Annotated in this window: 16 protein-coding genes and 1 pseudogene; 11 read left to right on the forward strand and 6 right to left on the reverse strand. The window is 69.3% G+C overall.

Annotated features, from left to right (window positions below; all coding sequences use genetic code 11):
• Positions 1-125 precede the first annotated feature (125 nt).
• The 7 genes and pseudogenes from ACZ4V1_RS07025 to ACZ4V1_RS07055 all read left to right on the forward strand — a co-directional run.
• Positions 126-564, forward strand: a pseudogene (locus tag ACZ4V1_RS07025) (hypothetical protein); the annotation flags it as partial.
• Between the two features lie 128 nt (positions 565-692).
• Positions 693-1,010 (forward strand): hypothetical protein, encoded by a 318-nt coding sequence (locus ACZ4V1_RS07030; RefSeq protein WP_468330489.1) that lies wholly within the window; start codon positions 693-695, stop codon positions 1,008-1,010.
• On the forward strand, positions 1,007-2,365 hold the full coding sequence (locus ACZ4V1_RS07035; RefSeq protein WP_468330492.1) for a putative T7SS-secreted protein: 1,359 nt from the start codon (positions 1,007-1,009) through the stop codon (positions 2,363-2,365). The genes ACZ4V1_RS07030 and ACZ4V1_RS07035 overlap by 4 nt, the downstream gene beginning before the upstream one ends.
• Positions 2,366-2,455: 90 nt before the next feature.
• A complete protein-coding gene (locus tag ACZ4V1_RS07040) occupies positions 2,456-3,049 on the forward strand; it encodes a hypothetical protein (RefSeq protein WP_468330494.1) in 594 nt (197 codons plus the stop codon).
• A gap of 19 nt (positions 3,050-3,068) precedes the next feature.
• The gene (locus ACZ4V1_RS07045) at positions 3,069-3,743 is read left to right on the forward strand and encodes a hypothetical protein (protein WP_468330495.1); all 675 of its coding nucleotides are present in this window, start codon (positions 3,069-3,071) and stop codon (positions 3,741-3,743) included.
• A 41-nt stretch (positions 3,744-3,784) separates the two neighbouring features.
• Positions 3,785-4,657 (forward strand): LLM class flavin-dependent oxidoreductase, encoded by an 873-nt coding sequence (locus ACZ4V1_RS07050; protein ID WP_468330497.1) that lies wholly within the window; start codon positions 3,785-3,787, stop codon positions 4,655-4,657.
• 156 nt (positions 4,658-4,813) lie between these two features.
• Positions 4,814-5,629 (forward strand): class I SAM-dependent methyltransferase, encoded by an 816-nt coding sequence (locus tag ACZ4V1_RS07055; RefSeq protein ID WP_468330499.1) that lies wholly within the window; start codon positions 4,814-4,816, stop codon positions 5,627-5,629.
• Positions 5,630-5,770: 141 nt separating this feature from the next.
• Here the strand turns inward: ACZ4V1_RS07055 and ACZ4V1_RS07060 are convergent, their stop codons facing one another.
• On the reverse strand, positions 5,771-6,073 hold the full coding sequence (locus ACZ4V1_RS07060; protein ID WP_468330501.1) for a hypothetical protein: 303 nt from the start codon (positions 6,071-6,073) through the stop codon (positions 5,771-5,773).
• Positions 6,074-7,128: 1,055 nt separating this feature from the next.
• Between ACZ4V1_RS07060 and ACZ4V1_RS07065 the strand changes: the two genes are divergently transcribed.
• From ACZ4V1_RS07065 to ACZ4V1_RS07075, 3 genes are all read left to right on the forward strand, one after another.
• Positions 7,129-8,454, forward strand: a complete 1,326-nt coding sequence (locus ACZ4V1_RS07065; RefSeq protein ID WP_468330504.1) for a PhoH family protein — start codon at positions 7,129-7,131, stop codon at positions 8,452-8,454.
• 427 nt (positions 8,455-8,881) lie between these two features.
• Positions 8,882-9,586, forward strand: coding sequence for an aggregation-promoting factor C-terminal-like domain-containing protein (locus ACZ4V1_RS07070; protein WP_468330507.1), 705 nt, complete (start codon positions 8,882-8,884; stop codon positions 9,584-9,586).
• A 145-nt stretch (positions 9,587-9,731) separates the two neighbouring features.
• A complete protein-coding gene (locus ACZ4V1_RS07075; protein ID WP_468330510.1) occupies positions 9,732-11,144 on the forward strand; it encodes an AI-2E family transporter in 1,413 nt (470 codons plus the stop codon).
• 158 nt (positions 11,145-11,302) lie between these two features.
• Here ACZ4V1_RS07075 and ACZ4V1_RS07080 read toward each other — a convergent pair whose 3' ends face one another.
• Together ACZ4V1_RS07080 and ACZ4V1_RS07085 are read right to left on the reverse strand one after the other, a co-directional pair.
• A complete protein-coding gene (locus ACZ4V1_RS07080) occupies positions 11,303-11,839 on the reverse strand; it encodes an alkyl hydroperoxide reductase (RefSeq protein WP_468330513.1) in 537 nt (178 codons plus the stop codon).
• Positions 11,840-11,845: 6 nt separating this feature from the next.
• Positions 11,846-12,400 carry a peroxiredoxin gene (locus ACZ4V1_RS07085; RefSeq protein WP_356604135.1) on the reverse strand — a complete coding sequence of 185 codons (555 nt, stop codon included), beginning with the start codon at positions 12,398-12,400 and terminating at the stop codon, positions 11,846-11,848.
• A gap of 137 nt (positions 12,401-12,537) precedes the next feature.
• On the opposite strand from ACZ4V1_RS07085, the gene ACZ4V1_RS07090 reads away from it, so the two are divergent.
• Positions 12,538-13,476 (forward strand): LysR substrate-binding domain-containing protein, encoded by a 939-nt coding sequence (locus ACZ4V1_RS07090; RefSeq protein ID WP_468330516.1) that lies wholly within the window; start codon positions 12,538-12,540, stop codon positions 13,474-13,476.
• 114 nt (positions 13,477-13,590) lie between these two features.
• On the opposite strand, the gene ACZ4V1_RS07095 is transcribed toward ACZ4V1_RS07090, so the two are convergent.
• Genes ACZ4V1_RS07095 through ACZ4V1_RS07105 form a run of 3 tightly spaced genes read right to left on the reverse strand, consistent with a single transcriptional unit; the run spans position 13,591 to position 17,140 of the window.
• A complete protein-coding gene (locus ACZ4V1_RS07095) occupies positions 13,591-15,933 on the reverse strand; it encodes an ABC transporter permease (protein WP_468330519.1) in 2,343 nt (780 codons plus the stop codon).
• The gene (locus ACZ4V1_RS07100; protein ID WP_468330522.1) at positions 15,930-16,619 is read right to left on the reverse strand and encodes an ABC transporter ATP-binding protein; all 690 of its coding nucleotides are present in this window, start codon (positions 16,617-16,619) and stop codon (positions 15,930-15,932) included. The genes ACZ4V1_RS07095 and ACZ4V1_RS07100 overlap by 4 nt, the downstream gene beginning before the upstream one ends.
• The gene (locus ACZ4V1_RS07105) at positions 16,616-17,140 is read right to left on the reverse strand and encodes a PadR family transcriptional regulator (RefSeq protein ID WP_310871474.1); all 525 of its coding nucleotides are present in this window, start codon (positions 17,138-17,140) and stop codon (positions 16,616-16,618) included. Before ACZ4V1_RS07105 ends, ACZ4V1_RS07100 begins: the two co-directional genes overlap by 4 nt.
• Positions 17,141-17,161: the final 21 nt, after the last annotated feature.

The raw sequence follows: 17,161 nt of genomic DNA on the forward strand, positions 1-17,161 counted from the left end.
TCGGTGCCCCTCCCGCAGCCGCTCGCCGTCCCACCGAACGTATCTGCCGTGGAGCAGACGCGGCACAGGCACGCAAACCCGATCTCGGTGTCTGTCATCTGTGCCCAAGAAGCCACGGTACGGCTGATTTGGCGCTGGCGCCCGCGGAGGCCACGAAGGTGAACCTTCCGACGTGGGCGTGGCTGGATGGTGCCGAGTTCAAGCCGGTATCGGTCACCGCGTCCGTGCAGGAGATCGGCATCCAGGCGACGGCCACGGCGGAACCGGTCTCACTGAAGATCGAGCCGGGCACGGAGGACGCTGAGACGCACCCCGCATCCGGTGTGTGACATCAACAATGGTCGTATCGGTGAGGCCTACGCCAAGGGCAAGGCGAAGGAGACCCCGCCCTGCGGTGTGACTTACCTGCGTTCCTCGGGCGACGGTTCGTATCCGCTCCAGGCCACCGTCACTTGGCAGATCCACTGGACCGGCAGCGGAGGAGCCGGCGGGGACCTGCCCGACGGTACGTTCGGTGCTACTCATGACGTCATCGTCCAGGAGATCCAAGCCGTCAACCGCTGACCGGCGGTTCCAGCCCCCAGTGCGTAAGTGAGCCCCCGAAGAGGGGCAGTGTCCGCGCACGCGCCACGAAAACCGCATGTCGTCGTTCCTCTCATCGGTGCGGGTGGACCGGAGAGGGGAACGGACACATGGCGGAGCGGCTCACCGTTGACGGCGACGAACTCGGGCGGTTCATGAAGTCGCTGAGGGAGTCGTCGACTTCGCTCAGAGGCGTCCGAAAGGCGCTGTCGGACGCCATGATCACCGGCCTCGGCACGGACGACCTCGACTCGGCGTGCGAGGCCTTCCAGGAGGACTGGAAGTACGGCTCCGAGGAGATCGGCAAGCAGACCGAGGACCTGGCCGACATCATCGGCAAGAGCAAGGACAGCTACCTCGAAGTCGACAAGGCGCTCGAGGAAGCGGTGCGGAAGTCGCGCGAGGCCAAGAGCGGTGGCAAGAAGTGACCGTTACCGCCGGCAACGACCAGTACGGCGCCGCGCTCGACCCGCAGTCCCGTGCGGACCTGGGCAAGCCGCAGGGGCTCAAGTCCGCCCCTCGCATCCCGAACCCGGGCTACCCGCACCTCGGCTTCAACCCTGTTCCGGGCGACACCGACACCGTACGGGGCCTGCAGAAGAAGCTCAGTGCTTGCGCCAAGGTCCTTCAGGAGGCCCACGACCTGGTCACCAAGCTCCTGGACGGCAGCTATTGGAAGGGCGATGCCGCGGTCGCCTTCCGCGAGCAGCTCGACGGTGGCCCGCTGCCGCTGAACCTCAAGAACGCGGCGCATTCCGTCCGTAAGGCGGCCAAGCAACTGCATCGCTGGGAGGGCGACCTCGACGACTTCCAGCGGCGGGCCAGGAAGCTCGAAGAGGACGCGAAGGAAGCCCAAGCCGCGGTCGACCGCGCACAGGGCCACGCGAACAAGGCCGGCGACGACCCCGGCCTCAAGAAGGACGGGGCCGATCACGACGCCGCGCAGAAGGCCTTGACGCGCGCGAACGCGGACCTGGACGACGCCCAGGCCGAGCTGAAGAAGACCATCGGCAAGGCGAAGAGGCTGGCCGAAGAGCACGAGGAAAAGGCCGGGTACCGGGCGGGCAGGATCCGCGACGCCACGAAGAAGCTGGTGCCGCACGAGCCGGGATGGTTCGACGAGGTCCTGGACTGGCTCGGCGACAACTTGCCGGACATCCTCAGCTTCACGGCGGGGCTCATCGGAGTGGTGGCGCTCCTTCTTTCAGGGCCGCTGGGGTGGGGCATCGCGACGGTTGCAGCGCTCATGCTCACGGCTTCGGGCCTGAGTGCGACTGCGCTCACGTTGCGGCTCATGGATCCCGAGGTGCGAGCGTCTTTGCTGGACGGCTTCACCAAGGGTGAACTCGATGCGGATTTCTGGAGTAGTGCTGTCTCGGTGGGCTCAGATCTCGCAGGGACACTGCCGGGGCTCGGAGCTGTTGTTAAGGGAGGTAAGGAGGCGGTGCATGCTATTCGGACGAGTTCCCAGTCGCTGAATTTCTGGCAAAAGGCCGGCACTTATGGCTCAAAGTCGCTAGATGAAGCCGGGCACATCATTGGGCTGGAGAATTCGCTCGTTGCGCGAGCCGTGCGCGGGTTCAGTGACCCGGAGAAGGCCGCAAAGGTCGTAGCCGCAACCTCGGGCATCACGGGATCCGCAACGGGTGGTTTCGGGCTGTACAACAAGGCAGTTGATGCTGACGATGATGGTATCAAGGATGGTGCTGTGGCAGGAATCGACGGGTCTCGCCTGATTATCGACAACGGTGGAGTCATCGGCCTTGTTCGTCACGTCTTCTGAAGCCGCACTGAAGGAGAGTGGATAGTGAATCCTGCCGCCAGTACCACGGCTTGGGGGCATCTCCCCACGCGATGGGCGTGGGTCTCGCACATGGTCATGAATGTCATCGGGTTATTGGGTTGGGTTGGTGGTTGGATCCTACTGCTGGGAATCTCCACCTACGCGCCCAATTGGGTGGCATTGCTGTTCATGCCGTATTTCATCTACGGTCCCTATAGATTCCTGACTCAGCTGAATTACTTTCCTGCAGCCTTCTTGATGTTGCGCATTCTTCGTACGTATCCCTGGATCGTTATGCGGAATGTTCCTCATGGGTTGACAAAGCGTCCGGAGGTGGTGAGTAAACAGTATGGATGGTTCGAGCTCCCTAATCCGGCCAGCGAGGATCAGCAGTTGCCGCTTGTCTTCTCCCGGCACCAACGCACGGAGTGGTGGGCCCGGCGCATGGCCCCTCGGGCTAAGCCCCATCTGAAGGCGGAGATCGAGACGGTTTGGTTCGCCGGCGATCCGCGATTCATCGGGCTGGTTGCCGCGCCTACCCGAAAGGGCACCGCTCCTCGTCGCCTGCATGTCATCGAGCAGCGGATTGACGCGCAGAGCGGCTGGTGCTTCGCCGACTGGGGCGCTACTCCCGATGACATCGAGCGTGGACGACGTGCAGGTGTCTACCCAGTCCGCCCTTGAACCATGAATGAGGCGTGCCGTGAGTTCGGCTGCGATCATCGTCCACGAATCAGTGCAGGACCCTCATGCAGAGCTCTGGTTTGCCGAGCCCGCAGGCTTCGTGGCTCTGCCGCTGGCCGCCCTGGTCGCCGAGCCGGGCACGGCGGATGCCGACAAACTGTGCGCGGCGGCTGCGCCGTTACTCGAATCGGCGCCCAGTGAAATGGCTCGGCAGCACTTCGTCGCGCTCCTCGCTTCGGCGCAGCAGATGCTGGGAGCCCTGTGCGGGTTCGGTACCGTTCATTGTTCGGTCGGCCTGCACCGCGATGACGTCGGAGGCTTGGCAAGTGGCAGCGCGCGGCCCCTGCTCTCCCTCCTCACAATCTCCTGGCGCCAAACAAACGTCGCACCACGCGGTGTCACAGCGGCCCGCGCGGTCACGTCGGCCCAGGGGCATGCACGCATCGCCTTCCACGAGCTTCCTTGTGGGCCGGCAGCTCTCAGCGAGGTCACGTTGAGAAGTGCCGACGGGAGCGGACTTCCGCCGCAGCCCCTCCTCCAGATCCACGCCCATCTCCCGCACCCCGACTGCAAGCGCCTGGCCGTGCTCACGCTCAGCACCACGGCCACGGCACGTCGGGCGGAGTACCGGGCGATCCTGCGTCAGGTCGTCGAGACGGTCAGTTTTGAGAACCCGCTGGGCAGTGATTCGTAATGCTGTTGTCCGGCGACCCGCGCCGAAGGTAGTAAGAGGGCATGACTGGACTCGGTGCCGTATTCCGTCCTCAGCTCGCCCCAGAGCGGCTGCGTGCCGTTGCGCGTGTCGCCGACGAGGTCGGGTTGGAGGAGCTGTGGTTGTGGGAGGACTGTTTCCGCGAGGGTGGGATCTCCGCGGCCGCCGCCGCGCTCGCCTGGACCGAGAGGGTGCGGGTCGGGGTCGGACTGCTGCCCGTGCCGTTGCGGAACGTGGCCATCACCGCGATGGAGGCCGCCACACTGCACCGGATGTTCCCCGGCCGCGCGATCCTCGGCGTCGGGCACGGGGTTCAGGACTGGATGGGGCAGGTCGGGGCGCGGGCCGAGTCGCCCGTCACCCTGTTGCGGGAACATCTCCTGGCGTTGCGGGCGCTGTTGGGCGGTGAGCGGGTGACGACCGACGGGCGCTACGTACGGCTCGACGACGTCGCGCTCGACTGGCCGCCGAGCCAGGGCGTCGAGGTGCTCGCCGGTGCCACCGGGCCCCGTTCGCTGCGGCTCGCCGGGGAGGCCGCCGACGGGACCGTTCTCACCGCATCCACTCCACCCGACGGGGTGCGTCGGGCCCGGCGGCTCATCGACGAAGGGCGCGCGGCGGCCGGGCGGGCCGAGGCGCACAAGGTCGTGGTGTATCTCCTGGCCGCCACCGGGCCCGGGGCCGGTGAGCGGTTGCGGGCCGAGTTGGTCGCCGAAGGTGTCGGATCGGTGCCGGACCTCGGTGTCGCCGGGGACGCGGGGGCCGTCGCCAATGCAGTGGAGAGACTGGCCGCGGCCGGGGCCGACACCGTGGTCCTCCAGCCGACCGGTGACGAGCCTGACCCGGAGGGATTCGTGCGGTTCGCCGCTGAGGAGGTCCGGCCCTTGGTGGCCTAGGTCGGATACTCGTCTCCTGCGCCTCCTCCTGCGCCTTCTCCTGCGCCTTCGCCCTCTCCTTTTCCTCCGCTTTCCTTCTTCTTCTCCTCCTCCGCCGCCACCCCCGCCGTCGTCGTCCAGCCCTTCCCCGTAACCTCTCCCATCGATCGGCCCCCCATGGCTCAGCCCCACTCCCAGCCCCAGCGCCGGCCCCGCCCCCGTACCTTCGACGACCTCGTGGCCGAAGGTGCCTCCGTGCCCACCGAAGGGTGGGACTTCTCCTGGTTCGAGGGGAGGGCCACCGAGGCGCGGCCGTCCTGGGGGTACGCGCGGTCCGTGGCGCGGCGGCTGGGCGAGGCCACCGCCGTGCTGGACGTGCAGACCGGGGGAGGGGAGGTCCTGGACTTCGCCCTCGGAGCCGCTGCCTCGCACCGCCCTCCACTCGTGGTCGCCACCGAAGGCTGGCCCCCCAACGTCGCCGAGGCCACCGCGCTGCTCCGCCCTCGGGGCGTCCCCGTGGTCGCCTCGTGCGACGACGCGCCCTTGCCCTTCGCGGACGGAGCCTTCGACCTGGTCGTGAGCCGGCATCCCGTCGAGCCGCACTGGGCCGAGATCAGCCGGGTGCTCGCGCCCGGCGGTGCGTACTTCGCCCAGCACGTCGGTCCCGGCAGCGTCTTCGAGCTCATCGAGTACTTCCTCGGGCCCCAGCCGGAGGAGAGCCGGAACCACCGGCACCACGAACGTGAGCGTGCCGACGCCGAGGCCGCCGGTCTGGAGGTCGTCGATCTGCGGGCGGAGCGGCTGCGGATGGAGTTCCACGACATCGGTGCCGTCGTCCACTTCCTGCGCAAGGTGGTGTGGATGGTCCCCGGCTTCACCGTCGAGGCGTACCGGGACCGACTGCGCGACCTGCACGAGCGTATCCAGGCCGGTGGCCCCTTCGTGGCCCACAGCACGCGTCATCTCTTCGACGCGCGCAAGCCACGCCACTAGGTGTGCTGTCCGGCGGATCACGCCGCGGACGCGGGGGCGGACGCGGGGCCGGCCCGCCCGTCTGCGGCGTTGTCGCTGGTTGCCGACGCTCCGTTTCGGCGCCCCCTCCTCCGCGTTGCGACTGGACGCACCAGCCCCCGCTCACCTGCCTTGACGAGGCGCCGTCGCCTTCCTGCGCTCCCGCGGTTGCGCGACGATGAGATACGCGTCGAAGTGCGGCAGCAGCCGCACCCCGTGCAGGAGGTCCTCCTGCACGCGTCCGCCGGGGAGAGTGGTGTCGCCGGTGACCACCCAGGCCGGTGACGCCCGGGTTCCCTCGAAGCCGACCTGCTCGATCTCCCCCGCGGCGACCGGCGTGCCCGTTCGGGCGGACATGGCCAGGAACTGTCGTTCGAGCCGCCGGGTGCTTGCCGCGCCCCAAGTGATCCTCATCGTCTTCGTCATGAAGTGACGTTAGGGGCGGAGTAGGGCAGTTTAGGACAGTTCCTGGCCTTGATTGGGGTGTCGAGGGGAGGGATCTTCGGGGTGTATGTCGCGTACCTTCGCAAATATCGGCACGCCTGGCGAGAGGGTGCGGAATCACCCTTCGATCCTCACAGGGTGTCCACATCGTTATTCATCGTTGCCGTCCCTGGGTCGAATCCGGCCCACCTGATCACGTAGGTTCGGATCAGGTAATTCGCGTGAGCAAAGCTGCGCGTGTGGCACCGCGCAGTGGAGGGGGCTGCGCGGTGCCCGGTCAAGCGGGCGTTCGCCGGTGGCTTCACCCGGTGGAGGGAAGTGGGGGTGGCCCGCCACTCGGGTTGCCGGTGTGCGGCGGGCCCGCTTCGCGGAGGCTTTTTGGTTCGTTCCGCCACTTCAGGCGCCCTGTTCGCCCGTGAATCCGCCGCCTTTTGGCCATGATCCAAGGCGGAATGAGTGCTTCCGGGGCCATCCGGGCGTCGCCGGGCAACTTCGGAGAGTAGTTGTGGCACGCCGATGCACGCAGCATCACTTACAAAGGGTTATGGTGGAAACCCCCCCTCGGGCCGGTCCGTCTCCCCCCCACGGACCGGCCCGTTTTTTCTGGCTCCGACGGCCGCGCTTCTCTTTCTGCCTCGGGTGAGGCCACGGCGCAGCCCCGCAGCGCGGCCTCCCGCCGTAGCTCCGCAGCGCGGCCTCGCCCCGCAGCCCCGGCCGGCGGGACGCCCGTAATGAGGAGTTCACCGGTGCGCCGCCCTGTGTCGTGGCATGGCGGCGCTTGTTCGAGGGCATAAGCCAAGCAGGTCGACGCCCGAACCACGGGTGTCGTATCTCAGCGGACGGCACGGAGCCGTCCGCCCGGGAGGCCCTTTGCACCAGCCCCACCGTGCGGTCACGGCACGGAAGACGCGGCGGAGGGCCGGCTCGCGGCCCGCGCCAGTGCAGGGCGGCCGTCGACCGGTCGGCTCGTTCCCGCTCTCCCGGCCCAGCGTCCACTCCGTCGCTCCCCGACCTCTTCCGAGGGGGTACGTCCTTCCGTGGTGACCAGCACAAAGCGCCACAAGCCAGATAGGCGCACCTACGTTCTCGACACCAGCGTCCTGCTGGCCGACCCGAACGCTCTGCACCGCTTCGACGAGCACGAGGTCGTGCTCCCCATCGTCGTGGTGACGGAGCTGGAGGCCAAGCGGCACCATCCCGAACTCGGCTACTTCGCCAGGCAGGCCCTGCGCCTGCTCGACGAGTTCCGGGTACGGCACGGTCGCCTCGACGCCCCCCTTCCGATCGGGGATCTCGGCGGCACCGTGCGTGTCGAGCTCAACCACTCGGACCCCAGCGTGCTGCCCACCGGCTACCGCCTGGGGGACAACGACTCCCGCATCCTCGCGGTCGCCCGCAATCTGCAGGCGGAGGGGTACGACGTCACCGTCGTGTCCAAGGACCTCCCGCTGCGGATCAAGGCGTCGTCCGTCGGCCTGCTCGCCGAGGAGTACCGTGCCGAGCTCGCCATCACGGACGCTTCCGGCTGGACCGGTATGTCCGAACTGACGCTGCCCGGCGAGCAGGTGGACATCCTCTTCGAGGAGGGGAGGGTCTATGTCCCGGAGGCCGCCGAGCTGCCCGTGCACACCGGTCTGACCATCCAGTCCGAGCGCGGCAAGGCCCTCGGCCGGGTCACGCCCGACGGCAGCGTTCGCGTGGTGCGCGGCGACCGGGAGGCGTTCGGCATAAAGGGCCGCAGCGCCGAGCAGCGGATCGCGCTCGACCTGCTCCTCGACCCGGACGTCGGCATCGTGTCGATGGGCGGCCGGGCCGGCACCGGCAAGTCGGCGCTCGCGCTGTGCGCGGGACTGGAGGCCGTGCTGGAGCGCCGTCAGCACCAGAAGGTGATGGTCTTCCGTCCGCTGTACGCGGTGGGCGGGCAGGAGCTCGGCTATCTGCCGGGCTCCGAGGCCGAGAAGATGAGCCCCTGGGCGCAGGCGGTCTTCGACACGCTGTCCTCGGTCACCAGCCGGGAGGTCATCGAAGAGGTCACGGCGCGCGGGATGCTGGAGGTCCTGCCGCTCACCCACATCCGCGGCCGCTCGCTGCACGACGCGTTCGTGATCGTGGACGAGGCCCAGTCGCTGGAGCGGAACGTCCTGCTGACCGTGCTGTCCCGGATCGGGGCCAATTCACGCGTCGTACTGACCCATGACGTGGCGCAGCGGGACAACCTGCGGGTGGGGCGGTACGACGGAGTCGTCGCCGTCATCGAGAAGCTGAAAGGTCATCCGCTCTTCGCGCACGTCACCCTGACGCGCTCCGAGAGGTCCCAGATCGCGGCACTTGTGACCGAAATGCTGGAGGACGGCCACATCTGACGCTTCCGCGAACTGCGACCCGTGAAGGGTCGGTTACCCGAGAGTCGGCGTCGTCCGGAAAGGCCAAGAGCCTAGCCGGGCGGCGCCTTCGCGTGTGGGGGTTTCCGGGAATCCCCTGGGTCAAACGGGATGTGAGCTTTCACACGCAACGCAGAATTGCCTCACCCCGTCGGGTTACGGCAGAGTCTCACTCCTGTCAGGCCCCGCATACGACACAGCTGTACCCCCAGCGGTACGGCGCCACAGAAGCACCAGATCCAACTCCATAGCAGCGTCGTATGCCGCCCGAGCACCACGCGGCGCTCCCCTCGGGGGAGTTGTCCACCGGGCCCGTGCCTCCCGTGACCCGTAGTTGGGGAGGCCAGCGTCAGGGGCACGATTGCGTCCGCGAGGGTCACCGAAGCGGGCGATGCTGGAAGGAAACCGTGTGAGCCGGATCTCGGTCCGGGGATTCGCAGTGGCCTCGGCCACGGCGGTCACCGCAGTCGGAAGCGTCGTCGGCGTTGCCTCGGGCAGCACCGCGCAGAACAACGACGCGGAGGCGACAGCAGCCGGTACGACGCTGCTCGCGGACATCCCCATGGGCGAGCAGGCGCAGGTGCAGACCGCGTCCCTGACGCAGCAGGCCGACGTACAGGCCATCGCCGCGGACACGAGCGCCAAGAAGGACGCCGAGGAGGCGGCCCGCAAGGCAGCCGCCGAGACCGCCGTGGCCAAGCAGGAGAAGGCCAAGAAGGAAGCCAAGGCGGCCGAGGAGGCCAAGAAGCGCGAGGCGGAGAAGGAAGCGGCCAGCCGCGACGCCAAGCGCGAGTCCACCAGCTTCTCCGTCCAGAGCTCCTACAGCATCAGCCAGATCCAGGCGATGGCGCGTCAGATGGTGCCCAGCGGCCAGTGGCAGTGCTTCAGCAACATCGTGGACCACGAGTCCAGCTGGAACTACAAGGCGGTCAACCCCTCCTCGGGCGCCTACGGTCTCTTCCAGGCGCTGCCGGCGGGCAAGTACTCCTCCGCGGGCGCCGACTGGCGGACCAACCCGGCCACCCAGATCAAGTGGGGTCTCAACTACATGGACAGCCGCTACGGCAGCCCGTGCGAGGCCTGGGGCTTCTGGCAGGCCAACCACTGGTACTGAGCCCGCCCGGCACGGTTCACCGCTCAACTTCGCGCAGCCCCTCACCGTCCTACGGTGAGGGGCTTTCGCGCTCTCGCCATGTACGGTCGGACCGAAGCGACTCCAGGGGGGAGTGGTGGGGAAAGACGGGGGAAGAGGACGGATCATGTCTCGAGTGCCAGGGTGGCTCGGTCGGCTCGGCGCCGGACTGACGCGGATGAGCGGGCGGTTGGAGCAACGCCGCGAGGAGGCCCGGCGGGAGGGCTCCGACGACGAGTCGGCTCCGGCCGCCGGCCACGCACCGCCGCCGGCACCGGAGGACGCGCCCCAGGAGCACACCTCCACCCAGCACCTGCTCGCGGTCCAGACCCGCCCCGACCCGGCCCAGGCCGTGCCCTGGGGTGTGCGCGTCGCCGCCGAGGCGGGATGGCGGCTGCTGGTCCTCGCGGGCACCGTGTGGGTGCTGATGCGGATCATCAGCGCCGTACAGCTGGTGGTGCTGGCGTTCGTGGCCGCGCTGCTGATCACCGCGCTGCTCCAGCCGTCCGTGGCGTGGCTGCGCCGGCACGGGGTGCCGCGGGGGCCGGCGACCGCCCTGACCGCGATCCTCGGGTTCGTGGTGATGGGGCTGATCGGCTGGTTCGTCACCTGGCAGGTCATGGAGAACATCGACAACCTCTCCGACCAGGTCCAGGACGGCATCGACGAGCTGCGCAACTGGCTGCTGAACAGCCCCTTCCACGTCACCGACAAGCAGATCAACGAGATCGCCAAGAACCTGCGCGAGGCGGTCGGCGCCAACACCGACCAGATAACGTCCGCCGGTCTCGAGGGCGTCACGGTCGTCGTCGAGGCGCTCACGGGCATTCTGCTGGCCGCCTTCTCGACGCTCTTCCTGCTCTACGACGGCAAGCGCATCTGGCAGTGGACGCTGAAGCTGGTGCCGGCGGCGGCCCGGCCGGGTGTGGCCGGTGCCGGTCCGCGCGCGTGGCGGACGCTGACGGCGTATGTGCGCGGCACGGTGGTGGTCGCGCTGATCGACGCCATCTTCATCGGCCTCGGCATCTACTTCCTGGACGTGCCGATGGCCGTCCCGCTGGCCGTGTTCATCTTCCTGTTCGCCTTCATCCCGCTCGTCGGCGCCGTGGTGTCGGGCGCGCTCGCGGTCGTGGTGGCGCTGGTCACGCAGGGCATGTTCGCGGCGGTCATGACACTCGTCGTGGTGCTGGTGGTGCAGCAGATCGAGGGACACATCCTGCAGCCGTTCATCCTGGGACGGGCGGTACGGGTCCATCCGCTGGCGGTCGTGCTGGCGGTGGCCACGGGCGGCATGGTGGCCGGCATCGGCGGCGCGGTGGTCGCCGTACCGCTGGTGGCGGTGACGAACACCGTCGTGGGCTATCTGCGGGCGTACTCCCGTGAGGCCGCCGCGCGGCAGGCGCCGAAGCCGCACGGGGCGCTGCCGGCGAACGCCGCGCCGGCGGAGGCGCCGCCCTCTCCGTCCTCGGGCGTCCCGGTGACGAAATCCCCGCCGACGGCACCTGAGCCGGAGCCGCCGGCGGGCGGTTCCCCGGCGTAGCGGCGCGGGGAAAAAAAAAAGGAAAAACCCCCCCCCCCAACGCTGAGGGGGAACCCCCACCTCTCCTCTCCCCCCCCCCCCCCCCCCCCCCCCCCCCCCCCCCCCCCCCCCCCCCCCCCCCCCCCCCCCCCCCCCTCCCCCGCTTCCGCGTCGCGGGACTACTGGCCGGCGAGAACCGCCTCGGCGTCCAGCGTGGCGCCGACGGCCTCGACCACAGCGGCGATCTTGAACGCCTCCTGGATCGTCTCGCGGTCCACACCGGCCTTGCGGAGCACCTGCTCGTGCGAGTCCAGGCACATGCCGCAGCCGTTGATGGCGGACACCGCGAAGGACCACAGCTCGAAGTCGACCTTGTCGACGCCCGGGTTGCCGATGACGTTCATCCGCAGACCGGCGCGCAGGGTGCCGTACTCGTGGTCCGACAGCAGGTGCCGGGTGCGGTAGAAGACGTTGTTCATCGCCATGACGGCGGCGGCCGACTTGGCGGCCGAGTACGCCTCGGGCGTGAGGTTGGCCTTCGCCTCCGGCTCCAGCTCACGCAGCACGATGGGGGAGCGCGAGGCGATGGCGGTCGCCAGCACGGTGCCCCACAGCTGCTGCGCCGGGAGGTCGGAGTTGCCGATGACCGAGCCCAGGTTGAGCTTCAGGTCCTTGGCGTAGTCCGGTACGGCGGACTTCAGGGAATCGAGGGACATGTCAGCTCACTCTCCCGACAGCAGCGCGACGGGGTCGAGGGTCTCGTCGCCCTTGCTCCAGTTGCACGGGCAGAGCTCGTCGGTCTGCAGGGCGTCGAGGACCCGCAGGACCTCCTTGGGGTTACGGCCGACCGAGCCGGCGGTCACCATGGTGAACTGGATCTCGTTGTTCTGGTCCACGATGAACACGGCGCGCTTGGCGAAGCCGTCCTCGCCCTCGATGCCGAGGTCGCGCATCAGCTCGTGCTTGGAGTCCGCCATCATCGGGAACGGCAGGTCGGTCAGGTCCGGGTGGTCCTTGCGCCAGGCGTGGTGCACGAACTCGGAGTCGCCGGAGAAGCCGAGCACCTGGGCGTCGCGGTCGGCGAACTCGTCGTTCAGCTTGCCGAAGGCGGCGATCTCGGTCGGGCACACGAAGGTGAAGTCCTTGGGCCAGGCGAAGACGACCTTCCACTGACCCTCGTAGGTCTTGTGGTTGATCTGCTGGAACTCCTTGCCCTTCTCCAGCGAGACGCAAGCGGTCAGATCGAACTCGGGGAACTTGTCACCGACAGTGAGCACGCGCTCTCCAAAAATGCAGCGAAGAAACACCCATTTTGCGAGTGTTTCCCATGGGTTGGACGTTATTGATGTTGGCACAGGGTGCATTGATTAGTGAAATAGCTACACTCGGTCGAGTTGATCGGAGGTGGCTATTAGTGACAGGTAAGAAGAGGCAGCCGAGCCTCGCCCAGCTGCGGGCCTTCGCCGCGGTCGCCGAGCATCTGCATTTCCGCGATGCCGCCGCCGCGATCGGCATGAGCCAGCCCGCGCTCTCGGGCGCGGTCTCCGCGCTGGAGGAGACACTGGGTGTCACCCTGCTGGAGCGTACGACGCGGAAGGTGCTGCTCTCGCCCGCCGGGGAACGGCTCGCGGTACGGGCGAAGGCGGTACTCGCGGAGGTCGGCGCGCTGCTGGAGGAGGCGGAGGCGGTACGGGCGCCGTTCACCGGGGCGCTGCGGCTCGGGGTCATCCCGACGGTGGCGCCGTATCTGCTGCCGACGGTGCTGCGACTGGTCCACGACCGCTATCCGGACCTGGACCTCCAGGTCCACGAGGAGCAGACCGCGAGCCTGCTGGACGGCCTCGCCTCCGGTCGCCTCGACCTGCTGCTGCTGGCGGTGCCGCTGGGTGTGCCCGGGGTTACGGAACTCCCCCTCTTCGACGAGGACTTCGTGCTCGTCACGCCGCTCGACCACCGGCTCGGCGGCCGGGAGGGCATCGAGCGCGCCGTGCTGCGCGAGCTGAAACTGCTGCTGCTCGACGAGGGGCACTGTCTGCGCGACCAGGCGCTCGACATCTGCCGTGAGGCGGGCCGCGCGGGCGTCCCGGCGACGACGACGGCCGCCGGCCTGTCGACGCTGGTGCAGCTGGTGGCGGGCGGTCTCGGCGTGACGCTGCTGCCGCGTACGGCGGTCCGCGTGGAGACGTCCCGCTCCAGCCAGCTCCTCACCGGCTCCTTCGCGGAGCCCGCCCCGACCCGCCGCATCGCCCTCGCCATGCGCACGGGCGCGGCGCGGGCAGCGGAGTACGGGGAACTGGCGGCGGCCCTGAGGGAGGCGATGGAGGACCTGCCGGTGCGGACGGTCCACGGCTGAGGCGCACCGGGGCGAGGTACGCCGGGCGAGGTACGCCGGCGAGGCGCGCCGGGCAAGGCACGCGACCCCACGGCGTGCCCCGCCCGGCGTACCTCGCCCGGCGCGCGCTGGAACCTATTCCGTCCGCAGCCCCTCCGGCCGCATCAGCCGCAGCAGCGGTGGCAGGCTGAAGAGGGTCACCGCCAGGACGACCGCGGCGCCGATGCCGGTCATGGACAGGACGCCCGCCCAGTCGACGCTGACCGGGGTGTTCGTCATCCTCAGGAGTACCGCGCCCAGCGTCAGGCCCACCACCGAGGCCAGCAGCAGGCCCAGCGCGATGGGGACCGCGGTCTGCCACAGCACCGACAGGCTCAGCGTGCGGCGCCGGGTACCGAAGGCGACCAGCGCCGACAGCAGCTTCTTCCGCTCGCGCAGCTGCTCGAGCTGTGAGACGAGCAGACTGGCACCGATCAGCGCCAGCACACACGCCGCCCCCACGAACAGACCGGTGCGGATCGCGTCGAAACGGCCGGTCCGTTCCGTGGCCGACCACAGCATGGCGTCCGCCAGCGGATCGACGGCCGCGGTGGTGTTGCGGACCCGCTCGTGCACGTCCGTCACGGACTCGTCGAGCTTGAGGTACACGTGCCCGGTCAGGGCCGGTGCGATCGAGTCCGGCGCCGCCATGGGCGTGACCAGGAGGCCGCCCCGGTCGGTCCCGGCCAGCAGGCCGCGCCGCGGCTTCGCCGCCTTGACGTGCTGCGGCACCGTCCAAGGGATCTCCAGGCTGCTCGGACTGCCCTCGTACGACGGGTCGAGGTAGAGCTTCCGCCCCGGCGTCGCCAGCTTCGGCACGTCGACGTCGCCGTCCCACTCGGCGCCGTGGACGGCGAACACGTCCCCGTCACGGCAGGACGGCAGGTCGGCCATCTCCCGTAGCGACGCGCAGTCACCCACGGTCACCACCGAACTGGCGTCGGGGTCCTGGGCCCGGTCACCGACGTAGCCCTCGGAGAAGGCGTGGACCGCGTTGACGCCCTCGGTGTTCCGGAACTTCTCGGCGGCCGGCGCCACCGGCACCTCGCTCGGCAGCGTCACCTCCATCTGCGCCAGCGACACGTCCTGCCCGGTGGACCTGGTGTAGTCGCCCTCCACGCCGGCGAAGAGCATCTGCAGCGCGATCGCCCCGGCGACGGCCACCGCGATGCCGTTGACCATGCGGGCCGCCGTACCGCTGCTCATCTGCAGCCTGCGCACGGCCAGCTGCCAGGCCACGCCCCCCGAGCCGAGCCGGGCGACGACGGTCTCCACGATCCACGGCAGCAGTGCGGTCACGCCGATCAGGAGCAGCACGACACCGCCGGTCACCAGGTACTGGTTGAAGTCGCCGTTCTCGCGCCCGTTGCCGATCATCGGGTAGAGCATGGCCAGTCCGGCCAGTGGCAGCAGCAGCCGCCACCACAGCCGGCGCCGCGCAGGCCGGCCCGCGCGCACCACGCCGAGCGGTTCGATGACCACCCCGCGCAGCGCGAACAGCGTCACCAGCACCGCGGCCGCCGGCACCGCCACCGCGACCAGCAGGGCCAGCAGCGGGGAGGGGTTGAGGTAGCTCGGGAAGACGCTGATGCGGAAGACCTCGGCCGTCCCGGCGAGCTGGCGCCCGATCATGAAGAACCCGGCACCGAAGACCAGGCCGAGCACCGCGCCCGCCAGTGCCTCGCCGGCGGCGATCCGCCGGGTCATCCGGCTGTCGGAACCCACCAGCCGCAGCGCCGCGAGTCGCCGGTCCCGCCGCTCGCCGCCGAACCGTACGGCCGCGGCGATGAAGACCGCGACCGGCATCAGCAGCACCACGAAGACGACGAGGATCAGCAGGAGCAGCACCGGGTCGGACTGCTCGGGCCCCGGATTCGGATCCCCGAACCGGTCGATACGGACGATCCGGCCGCTGTCGATGTGCGGCGCGAGCCCTTCGGCGCCCCGGTAGAAGGCGAGTTCGGCTGAGCCGATCAGTCCGGTCTCCCCGATGGTGCCGACGATCCGGTCCGCCAGCCGCTCGCGCAGCAGCGCCCCGGAGTCCGACTCGAGGAGCTCCTTCAGCGCGGGGGAGACCACCATCTCGCCCACCGCGGGGAACTTCTCGACCCCCGGCGGCAGCGGCGCCCGCGGTCCCTCGGGCTCCAGGGCGCGGCCCCGGACCTCGTCGTCGCGGAAGGTCGTATTCACGTCGGCGACCACGAGGGTGTCGTTCGCCTTCGGCATCTGCTCGGTGGAGAAGGTGATGTCGGTACGCGCGGCCTCCCGCTCGTGGCGGACGGAGAGCGCGTTGGGGATCGCCGTCGTCAGCAGGAGCAGTGCCACCCCGAGCCCGACGCCGACGGCCGTCAGTACGGCCCGTGTCCACCCCTCACGCCCGCCGGTGAAGGCGAAGCGGACGCCCATGGCCAGGTCGGCGGCCCATTGGCGCAGGTTCATACGACCCGCTCCATGTCCCGGGACTTGCCGTCCCGTACGACGATCTCGCGGTCGGAGTAGGCGGCCACCCGCGCCTCGTGCGTGACCAGGACGACGGCGGCGTTGGTGGAGCGGGCGGCGTCGGTGAGGAGTTCCATCACGCGCTCGCCGTTGAGGGAGTCCAGCGCACCGGTCGGCTCGTCGGCGAAGAGCACGCGGGGATTCGTGACCAGCGACCGCGCCACCGCGACCCGCTGCCCCTGGCCGCCGGAGACCTCGCCGGGCCGCTTCTTCCTCAGGTCGTCGACCTCGAGGCGCTCCATCCAGGTCAGCGCGGCCCGTTCGGCCTCCTTGCGGGAGGCGCCGTTCAGCCGCAGCGGAAGGGCGATGTTCTCGACGCAGGTCAGCTCCGGCACGAGCTGCCCGAACTGGAACACGAACCCGAAGTCCGAGCGGCGCAGCGCACTGCGCTGGGCGTCGTTCATGGCGGACAGCTCACGCCCGTTGTACGTGATCGTGCCCGAGTCGGGCGGCACGATGCCGGCCAGGCAGTGCAGCAGCGTCGACTTGCCGGACCCGGAGGGGCCCATCACGGCGACGACCTCGCCGGGGTGGATGGAGAACTCCGCGCCGTCGAGGGCGAGGGTCGGGCCGTAGGCCTTGCGCAGCTGCTCGGCCGAGAGCAGCGAACCTGCGGGAGGAGTCATCGGGCCACCGCCTCACGGAGCTTGTCGAGGCGCGCCGCGGTGAGCTCCAGCCACCGCAGGTCGGCCTCCAGATGGAACAGGGCGTGGTCGCAGATGAGCTGGTCGGCGAGATCGCCCTTGCGCTTGCGGTCGGTGAGGATCCGCATGCTGCGCAGATGCTCCGAGCGCTGCGTGTCGAGGATGTCGGCGGCGTCGCGGTGGGTGAGCAGCGCGAGGACGACCTTGGTGTAGAGCGTCGACTGGAGATACGGCTCGGGCTTCTCGGGCGTGGCGAGCCACTGCTGTACGTCGGTGATCCCCGCGTCGGTGATCGCGTACCGCTTGCGCTCGGGACCGCCGCCCGCCTCGATGCCGTCGACGACGACGAGGCCGTTCTTCAGCAGGCGGGACATCGTCGAGTAGACCTGGCCGTAGTGCAGCGGCCGGTCGTGACCGAACTTCTCGTCGAAGGCGCGCTTGAGGTCGTAACCGTGGCGCGGCCCGGACTCCAGGAGTCCCAGGAGGGTGTGACCGATGGACATGCCGAGCACTCTACACACGGT

Source organism: Streptomyces sp. NPDC028991 (genome assembly GCF_055564775.1).